The organism is Ureaplasma diversum NCTC 246 (genome assembly GCF_000731915.1).
Classification (GTDB): domain Bacteria; phylum Bacillota_I; class Bacilli_A; order Mycoplasmatales; family Mycoplasmoidaceae; genus Ureaplasma; species Ureaplasma diversum.
Window position 1 is genome coordinate 1 of sequence record NZ_JFDP01000092.1, and the last position, 1,359, is coordinate 1,359.

The window sequence follows — 1,359 nt, forward strand, 5'->3', positions numbered from 1 at the left end:
TAAACCTTCTCAAGGTGCTCAAAACCCACCACAAACAGGTGGTAATGAGTCTTTAAATCCAGGTAGTGGTAACACTACAAATCCAAGTGGGCAAGGTTCAGGAACTGGTGGTACAACTAATCCAACAGGTGGCTCAACTAATACTACACCAGGTGCAAGTAATCGAGAATCAGGAACTAAACAAGAAGATCCTAATCCATCTAATCCTGGTTCATCAACTCAAAAAGACCCTAAAGGGACTGATCAAACTAACCAAACTCAACCTAAAAATCCTAATAATTCAGGTGCTGGTACTGATTCTAAACAAGATGGAAAAAACGAACAAAATAAACCGGATGTAGGTTCTGGCACTAACACCGATTCTGAAAAGAAGAATGATGCTGACAAAGCTCAACAAGGCAATACAGAAGCACCTGATTCAACAGATGGATCTGGTAAAGAAACTGAGAATAAAGATCAACCAGAACCAAATACAAAAAAACAAAACGAAGGATCTGGTGAGCAAGCTGATCAACCTGATCAGAAAGATAAAGTAACACCACCAGCATCAGAAAATCAAAATCCTGATCAAGAAAAACCAAAAAACGACAATGAATCAGCAAAAGTTGAAGATGATGATAAAAAAGGTCAAACTGAAAATACTGAACAAAACGGCGCTGATCCTGCACAAAAACAAGGAGAAGATGATAGTAAATTAAAAAAACCAGAAGATCCTGAAGCTAAAAAATTAACATTAGTATCATTCAAAAAGAACACATCTGGTTACATTGATATGGAATTTAAGGTTAAAGAAGAATTCTATGAAGAGATAAAAAATACTAAATTTTACGTATTCACTGATTGAAACAAAAATGATGGTACAGGAATAATCTCAATAATTGATGATAGAACAGCTACTTTTAACGATCCTAAAGATCAAACTAAAAAATTCTTTAACTTTGAACGAAAACGTGAAAATGGTTATGTTATCTTCTATGTATCTACAGAACAAGGAAATAACTATTACGGAAATAAAGGAACATATACTTTATCAAAAATATCTGTTAGCGGAGAAGATAAAGCTGAGAACTTATTAAGTTCACAAAGTAAAAGAATTCCTATAACAGTTAACGATAAAGCTAACTAAAAAAATTTATAAAACAAAAATATAAACTAACTTAAACAAATTATGGTGATCATAGTTATGTCTAGGTTAGTTATTTTTATATTGACAATAGTTTTAAGAAAGACAAAAAAGTTATTTTTATTTTCTTAGCAGTTCTTCTCTGAGCAAATACCGAACAAAGAATAATTTCTATAAACAACAAAGCTATCACTCTCTAAAACACCTTTAACCGGAACATTTACCCAGAAAGTCCC

At 32.7% G+C, this 1,359-nt stretch carries 1 protein-coding gene; it reads left to right on the forward strand.

Annotated features, from left to right (window positions below; all coding sequences use genetic code 4):
- A partial coding sequence (locus tag UDIV_RS04650; RefSeq protein ID WP_038103670.1) for a prolipoprotein diacylglyceryl transferase occupies positions 1 to 1,126 on the forward strand: 1,126 nt, incomplete at its 5' end.
- Positions 1,127 to 1,359 lie beyond the last annotated feature (233 nt).